Source organism: Streptomyces sp. NPDC019890 (genome assembly GCF_044903445.1).
Lineage (GTDB): Bacteria > Actinomycetota > Actinomycetes > Streptomycetales > Streptomycetaceae > Streptomyces.
On the sequence record NZ_JBJDQK010000040.1, the window covers coordinates 1 to 7,679 of the forward strand.

A 7,679-nucleotide genomic window follows, 5' to 3' on the forward strand; every position below is an offset into this window, starting at 1 on the left:
CGGAGCAGTCCACGCGGGCGCCCTGCGGGTGGCAGGCACCTCCGCCATCTCCAAGGCCCGCACGCGGCTGGGCCCTGAGCCGCTGAAGGTCCTGTAAGCCCGCCACTCGATACACCGCCGTGTACCCGCGATCGGCCCGATCATGCGGAGAGACCGGTCTCGACGGTGCCGTACGGGCCGTTTTCACAGGTGCCGCACTTCCGGACCACTCGAAGCTGAGATTGCGGGGCTAAAACGGTGGCGGAGCATGTCGCTGGTCACCAGGGCGACGGTGGCGAACAACGCGTCCAGGACGCGGTGCCGTGTTTCGGCCTCCGTTCCGGCACGCGGGGCCTCGGGGTACGCCCCCCTGCCTCAGGCAGTGGGGACCCGGACCCAGGCTCGCCCAGACTCCGTTCCGGGGACCCCCGCGGCTGGGCGAGGGTCGCGATAGCCGATTACTCCTTGCTGGCCGAGCGGGAGCCGTGACGGCGTGCCCGGTGCGCACGCTTGGTCGACGTGCTCTCGTCGATTTGCTCGATTGTGTCGTAGTTGCGCCAGCCGGTGAGGCGTCCTTCGGGGTTGTACCTGGCAGACAGTCCGGGAGGATCCATGTGATTTCCGTGTTCCCGGACCAGGTTCTGGGGCAGCATGACCACTGCTGTGACGCCGCGGGTAGACGACCTGCGGAGCTGGACGCGGATGCCGTGGCGGCCGGAGAGCCGGCCGACGACGAACACGCCCATGCGCCGCGCCACCGAGACGTCGACGACTGGCGGGTTCAGGAGCCTCTCGTTGGCCTCCTCAAGGTCCTTTGTGGTCATGCCGATGCCGCTGTCCTGGATTTCGACCTTCGCGCCGCCGCCGGACAGCAGCTGGCTCGTGACGAGCACCTCGGTGCCCGGCGAGGAGAACGTGGTCGCGTTCTCCAGCAGCTCCGCGATGAGGTGAACGATGTCGTTCACTGCTTGGCCGTCGACGTCCGCGGTTACCAGTCCGCGTAGCTGCACACGCTGGTACTGCTCAATCTCACTGGTGGCGGCCCGGAGGACATCCACGAGCCGGACTGGGGCGCTCCAGCGGCGGCCCGCCCTCTCTCCCGCGAGGACGAGTAGGTTCTCCCCATTGCGGCGCATCCGGGTGGCCAGGTGGTCGAGCTTGAAGAGGCTGGCGAGCAGGTCGGGGTCCTGCTCACCGTTCTCCAGATGGTCGATCAGCTCCAGTTGCCGTTCCACGAGGTTCTGGCTGCGCTGCGAGAGGTTGACGAACATCGCGTTGATGCGGCCTCGCAGCTGCGCTTGTTCGAACGCCAGCCGTACGGAGTTGCGATGGACGTCGTCGAACGCGTGGGCGACACAACCGATCTCGTCGGTCGAGTTGATCGCCGTGGGCTCGGCCTTGATGGCCTCCAGTTGCGCGTTGCTGGAGCTGCGCAGCAGCCGGACCACCTCGGGCAGGTGGCGTCCCGTGATATCGAGCGCGGAGGCGCGCAGGGTGCGCAGCGGGCTGACAATCGACTGCACGAAGACGTGCGTCACACCGAATGTGAGCAGGAGGATCAACAGCACGACGAGCGAGGCGATGAACACTGAGCGCTCGGCCTGGTGCTGCTCGCGCGAGCTCTCGTCGTCGACCGATCCGACGAGCCGCTTCTCGACCAGACGCATCAGCTCGAGCTTGCTCGTCATGGTGTCGAACCACTCGCCGGCGTCGAGACGGAGGCGGCTCGTGCCCTGCCCGGAGAGCGCCCGCTTCTCGAGCATCTCAGCCTTGTTGACGTCGCTCCCGGTGACGGTGCGCTCGTAGAACTGACGCTGGGCCGGCGGCGCACCGGACAGGAACTCGCCGATCAACGCCTGTTCCTGCCGACTGGCGAGGGTCAGGCCCTGGGCCGAGTTCGAATCGAAGTGTCCCTGGGTCAGCACGCCGCCGAGCAGCGCGCGTTGCCGGGAGGCTTGCTCCGTGGCCTCTGCGAAGGTCTTGAGCGCATTGGCCCGCACGACAAGGGTCTGGTGGGCGATGTCCGGCGTGAGAAGGTCAAGGGCGTCGGTGAGCTCGGCGATCAACGCCGTGTATGCGTCGGCCACGGGCAGCAAGCGCATTTTCGCGGGGGCTGCTGTGTGGCGCAGTGACGCCACCTTGCCGCCGAAGGCGTCGAGCACCGCGAGCCGGGTGGCCAGGACGGGGTTCGTCCCGCGGTGGACATGGGTGGCCTCGGCACGGACCCGGGCGAGCGCCGCGTCCACCTGGGAGCGCTGAGTGTCCAGTCGGCTCGTGTCGCCCGTACGTCGGGCCGCAACGTAGAGCGCGGTGAGATCGCGTTCGTCCTCGAGCTCCTCCAACAGCCCCGTGCCCTTGTCGATGATACGAACGAGCTGACGTACGTTGTCGATGTCCTGCGCGTTCTGCACGGCCGAGCCGATCCGCAGACCGCCGAGTACGAGCACGGTGATCATCGGGATGAGCACCCCAGCCAGCAGCTGGGTGCGCACACTCCAGTTACTCAAGGCGAACGCCGCCTGGTTGCTGCCCCGCGGGCGACGCCCTCCACCTGCATGTGCGGGGCCCGGATCGCTATTGCCCGGCTCGGTACTGCCGTTGTCGGAACCGTTGCCTCTCGCCTGGGGCGTCTGCACCGGTTCCGTGCCGTGGCGATGCACCTCGGATTGTGTCTGCACTTGCCCTCGCACCTTCTCCCCGCCATTGAACGTGCGCGATTCAGGGGCGCGCGCACGCATCGCGGACGCTCCATTCATCGCGCGAGTGCGCTTGTCGTGATGTCACTGAGCGAGGCCATGGCCTCGTGCGTCCCCTGGCGGGTGCCCGGGGCAGCGAACTACCTGTCGGTCTCGGAGCTGCTCACGGTCGCAAGAGGGTTGCTGTCCACGCCGGCCCAGCGCCTGACCGAAACGACCATGACCGATCCCGAGTCGCCGCGGCGCGTCCCTTTGCCATGTACGTGCAGGGGGTACGCAGTTGGGGACCAGGAACCAGCGGGTAGCCAGTCACTCGACCCGTCACGACTCCGCGACGGCCGTACCCGGAGCCACCTCGGTGCCGACCCGCCGGCTGGACACCACCTTCATGTCGCCGCCCCTGCGCCTGGTCAGTCGCTCCTCCGTCCGCGCGCCGCGGTGACGGTCGCGAGGGCAGACAGAATGAGTACGGTCGACGCCGCTCCGGGGTCCTCGTGGCCGAGGGTGCGGGCGCCGAGATAGCTCGCGCGGCCCTTGCGGGCGTGCATGCCGGCGGTCTGCTTCAGGCCCCGCACGGCGGCGTCGGAGGCCGCGCGGGTGGCGTTGGTCAGGTCGCCGCCGGTGTGGATGACGGCCTGGTAGGCGGTCACGGCGGGGCTGAGGGCGTCGATCATGGTTTTGTCGCCCTCGAGCGCCGCGCCGATCCGCTGGATGCCGGTGAGGGCTGCCGCCAACGCCTCCCCAAGTTGTGCCGCAGACACGTCGGGATCGTCACCCAGGGCCCCCGCGGCCTGCCGGAATCCGGTGCCGTACAGCGGTCCCGAGGCGCCGCCGGTCTTGCTGATCAGTGCCCGGCCGACGGTGGCGAGCACCGCCCCGGGGGTGGACGGGTTGGTTTCGTCCAGCATCGCCACCGCCGCCTGCAGGCCGCGGCGCATGTTGATGCCGTGGTCGGCATCACCGACAGCGGAGTCGAGGCGGGTCAGATGATCGGCGTTCACGACCACCAATCGGGCGGCCTCATGGATCCAGGCCCGGAACAAGCTCGCGTCCATCGTCGTCCTTCTCCCTCGTAGGGTCTGTCGTCGGTGGCCGAGGCCGCTCAGCGTCCCCAGCGCAGCGCGGGGGTCTCGACGGGGGCATCCCACAAATGGGTGAGCTGCGGCGTGAGCCGGCACACCGTGATCGTGCAACCGGCCATCTCCAGGCTGGTGATGTAGTTGCCGACCAGGTTGCGGGTGATCCACACGCCATGGCCGGCGAGCCACTCGGCAACCGCGGCATACACCACGTACAGCTCAAGAAGCGGTGTGCCACCCAGGCCGTTGACCATCACGAGCACTTCGCCGGAGAGCGGCATGTCGGCGTGGATGGCGTCCAACGCGACACCGACGATCTCCCTGGCGGATGTGAGCCTTCCGCGGGCGCGACCGGGCTCGCCGTGGATGCCGACGCCCAGCTCGATCTCGTCCTCGCCCAGCTCGAAACCGGGCTTGCCCGACGCGGGCACCGTGCACGGCGTCAGCGCCACCCCGAACGAACGGGACCGGTCGTTGACCTCCCGGCCCAAAGCCGCAGTCGTGCCCAGGTCCGCGCCAAGCTCGGCGGCGGCACCGACGATCTTCTCCACGAACACGGTCGCCCCGGTACCCCGTCGGCCCGCCGTCCACGTGCTGTTCTCCACGGCGACATCGTCATTGACCACGACGCCCTCCACCCACTGGCCGTCGTCGGCGGCCAACTCGGCGGCCATCTGGAAGTTCAGCACGTCGCCCGTGTAGTTCTTCACGATGTGCAGCACCCCCGCCCCGCCGTCAACGGCGCGCGTGGCGGCGAGGATCTGGTCCGGCACAGGGGATGTGAACACCTCACCGGGACAGGCCGCATCCAGCATCCCGTACCCGACGAACCCGCCGTGCAGCGGCTCGTGCCCGGACCCGCCACCTGACACCAGGCCGACCTTCCCAGCGGTCGGCCCGCCCGCGCGGACGATGTAGCGGTCGGACGTGTTGACCGTCAGCGAGGGGTGCGCGGCGGCCACGCCGACGAGAGCATCGGCAAGCACCTCATCGGGCGAGTTGATGAGCTTCTTCACGGTTCAGGCCCTTCTCGACTGGATAACAACGTCAGCGGAAGCCAAGTCCTCCGGTGGGCCGGTCCGGTCGGGCCTGCCCACGCTCGAGTAGTTGCGCAATGTGCACGGTTCGGGTCAGGGCAGTGACGGCTGGCAGCACTGCTCGACGAGTCGCCAGACCTCTTCGGGGGTTTCGCGGGTGAGGGCGATGGCGGCCAGGGAGGCGCAGGTCTCATGGCGGAGCCTGCGGATGCGGGCGCGGACCTCGTCGAGGGCGGCGGGGGCGACCGAGAGGATGTCGCAGCCGAGGCCGATGAGGAGGGGTGTCACGAGGGGGTGTGCGGCGGCGTCGCCGCAGACAGAGACCTGACGATGGTGGCGGTGGGCGGCGGTGACGACGCGCGCGATGGCGTCGAGGACGGCGGGGTGGGCGGCCATGGCGGGGGTGGCGGTGGGGTCGCGCCGGTCCAGGCCCAGGATCTGGCAGGTGAGGTCGTTGCTGCCGATGGAGAGGAAGGAGGCTTCGCGGGCGAGGTCGTCGGCTGCGGCGACGGCTTCGGGGAGTTCCACCATGATGCCCAGGGGCGGGGCCGGGACGCCGGCTTCGGCGGCTGCGGCCTGGAGGAGGCGTCGGCAGGCGCGTAGTTCGTCGATGCTCGCGACCATCGGGATCATGATGCGCAGGTCGGTGTCGGCTCCGGCGCTGAGCAGGCTGCGGAACTGGTCGGCGAAGGCGTCCGGTTGGGCGAGCATGAGGGGGAGGCCTCGCCCGAGCCGTTGGCCTTCGCGGCCCGCGGCGAGGAACGGCGGCAGTTTGTCGTCGGCGAAGTCGAGAGTGCGAGCCGTGACGACCTGCCCGGTGAGCGCGCGCAGGACGGGGACGAGAGTGGCCGCGTGCTGGTTGCGGGTGGGCCAGGCGGGGTGGTTGAGGAAGGGCAGCTCGGTGCGGAGCAGGCCGACGCCGTCGGCGCCCGTGGTCAGGGCCGCGCGGGCCTCGGCCGGGGTCGCCACGTTGGCCCGCAGAACGATGCAGTGCTCGTCGAGTGTCTCGGCGGGCAGGTGGCGCTCTTCGGCGAACGCGAGGCGGCGGGCGCGGGCAGCTTCGATGGCGTGAAGGGCCAAGGTGCGTTCGTCGTCGTCGGGATAGACGACGGCGGTGGCCCGGTCGGCGTCGAGCAGGATTTCCTGCCCGTCGGGCAGATCGAGCAGGGCCGGGTCGACGGCGAGCAGGAGGGGTATCCCCTGGGAGCGGGCGACGATCGCGGCGTGGGAGTTGGGGCCGCCGGTCACGGAGATGGCGGCTGTCACCGTCTGACCGGGTTCCAGCAGGTCCGCCGCGCCGATCTCGTGGGCGACCAGGACGAGGGGCTGATCGGGTGCGGGGCCGGTGTCGCCGTGCAGGTCGGCCAGGACGCGGCGGCCGACCTGCCGTACGTCGGCGGCGCGTTCGGCAAGGGTTGGATCGTCCAGGGCAGCGATGGTTCCGGCGTAGGCGTCGATGGCCTGCCGGACGGCCACGGGTACCGGCTGGCCGTCGTTCGCTCGTTTGACGGCCTGTTCGCGTAGATCCTGGTCCTGCGCGATGTAGCTGTTGACCTCCATGATGTCGGCCTGTTCGTCCTTGCCCTGTTCGCGCAGCGAGGTGGACAGGTCGAGCAGGCGGGTGGCGACGGCGTCGAAGGCGTCGGTGATCTGCTGCCTGGGGTCACCGCTGGTGCGGTGAGGGAGCACCGTTCTGGTGGGCGGACGGTCGGTGCGGTGGACGAAGCCGAGGGCTATGCCGGGTGCGGCAGTATTCCCGGCGTAGGTGTGGCGGTGCGTCATCGGGCCACCACCGTTCGGGCGAGGGCGCGGAAGATCAGGGCGGTGGAGGTGGCTCCCGGGTCCTGGTGGCCGATGCTGCGGGCGCCGAGGTAGGAGGCGCGTCCCTTGCGTGCCTGCATGGGGGTGGTCGCGCGCATGCCCTCCTCGGCAGCGTCGACGGCGGCCAGGGCCGCGGCGGCGAAGTCGGCTCCGGCGACGGCGTGCTGCTGGAAGGCGGCCAGCGCGGGGGCGTAGGCGTCGATCATGGTCTTGTCGCCGGGTGCGGCCGCGCCGAGCTTCTGGATGCTTTCCAGGCCGGCGGCCAGTGCGGCGGCGAACTGCTGCGTGTCGGCGGCGGGTGCGTCAAGGGCCTTGCCCATGGCGCGGAAGGCGCCGCCGTAGAGGGGGCCGGAGGCGCCCCCGACGCTGGAGATGAGGGTCGTGCCGGTCTTGACCATGACGGCCCCGACCGAGTCCGGCTCGTAGTCGGCCAGCGCCGTCGTGACGGCGGAGAAGCCGCGTTTCATGTTGACGCCGTGGTCGGCGTCGCCGATGGCCGAGTCGAGCTGGGTGAGGTGGTCCTTGTGCTTGTCGACTGCGGCGGCGATGGCCTGCACCCAGGTGCGGGCGAGGTCGGTGTCCACGGAGTCTCCGTTCATGGTCGGTGCGTGGCGGGCTGGCGGTTGGGTGAGCCGGGGGCGGGGGCGGATGTGCGGGGTGCGGTCCGGGCGAGCTGGCGCGGGAAGGTGCCCGCCCGGCCCTCGCGTATCGCGCGGCCCCGCCCCCGGCTCGGTTCAGGCGCCCCAGCGCAGGGCGGGGGTGTTCACGGGCATGTCCCACAGGGACAGAATGTCGGCGTCGGCCTTGCACACCGTGATGGAAACACCAGCCATGTCCAGGCTGGTGACGTAGTTCCCGACGAGGTTGCGGGCGATGACGACGCCCTTGTCCGCGAGTACGGCGGCGACCTCGTTGAAGACCACATACAACTCGATAAGCGGTGTGCCGCCCAGGCCGTTGACCATGACGATCGTCTCGTCCCCCGCGGTGAGCGGCTGGTCGGCGAGGATCGCGTCCAGGGCGGTGGCCACGATCTCCTTGGCCGGACGGAGCTTTTCCCTGCTGCG

6 protein-coding genes are annotated in these 7,679 nt (G+C 69.9%); all 6 read right to left on the reverse strand.

The window, feature by feature from the left end:
• Positions 1 to 437 precede the first annotated feature (437 nt).
• Positions 438 to 2,486, reverse strand: coding sequence for a nitrate- and nitrite sensing domain-containing protein (locus ACI2LP_RS33550; RefSeq protein ID WP_404728318.1), 2,049 nt, complete (start codon positions 2,484 to 2,486; stop codon positions 438 to 440).
• Between the two features lie 599 nt (positions 2,487 to 3,085).
• Positions 3,086 to 3,730 (reverse strand): dihydroxyacetone kinase subunit DhaL, encoded by a 645-nt coding sequence (gene dhaL, locus ACI2LP_RS33555; protein WP_404728319.1) that lies wholly within the window; start codon positions 3,728 to 3,730, stop codon positions 3,086 to 3,088.
• A 47-nt stretch (positions 3,731 to 3,777) separates the two neighbouring features.
• A complete protein-coding gene (gene dhaK / locus ACI2LP_RS33560) occupies positions 3,778 to 4,770 on the reverse strand; it encodes a dihydroxyacetone kinase subunit DhaK (RefSeq protein ID WP_404728320.1) in 993 nt (330 codons plus the stop codon).
• A 114-nt stretch (positions 4,771 to 4,884) separates the two neighbouring features.
• Positions 4,885 to 6,573: a phosphoenolpyruvate--protein phosphotransferase gene (locus ACI2LP_RS33565; RefSeq protein ID WP_404728321.1), complete on the reverse strand. Its 1,689-nt coding sequence runs from the start codon at positions 6,571 to 6,573 to the stop codon at positions 4,885 to 4,887.
• Positions 6,570 to 7,211, reverse strand: a complete 642-nt coding sequence (dhaL, locus tag ACI2LP_RS33570; protein ID WP_404728322.1) for a dihydroxyacetone kinase subunit DhaL — start codon at positions 7,209 to 7,211, stop codon at positions 6,570 to 6,572. Before dhaL (ACI2LP_RS33570) ends, ACI2LP_RS33565 begins: the two co-directional genes overlap by 4 nt.
• Before the next feature lie 135 nt (positions 7,212 to 7,346).
• Positions 7,347 to 7,679: dihydroxyacetone kinase subunit DhaK (locus ACI2LP_RS33575; RefSeq protein WP_404728323.1), on the reverse strand; the 333-nt coding region annotated here is incomplete at its 5' end.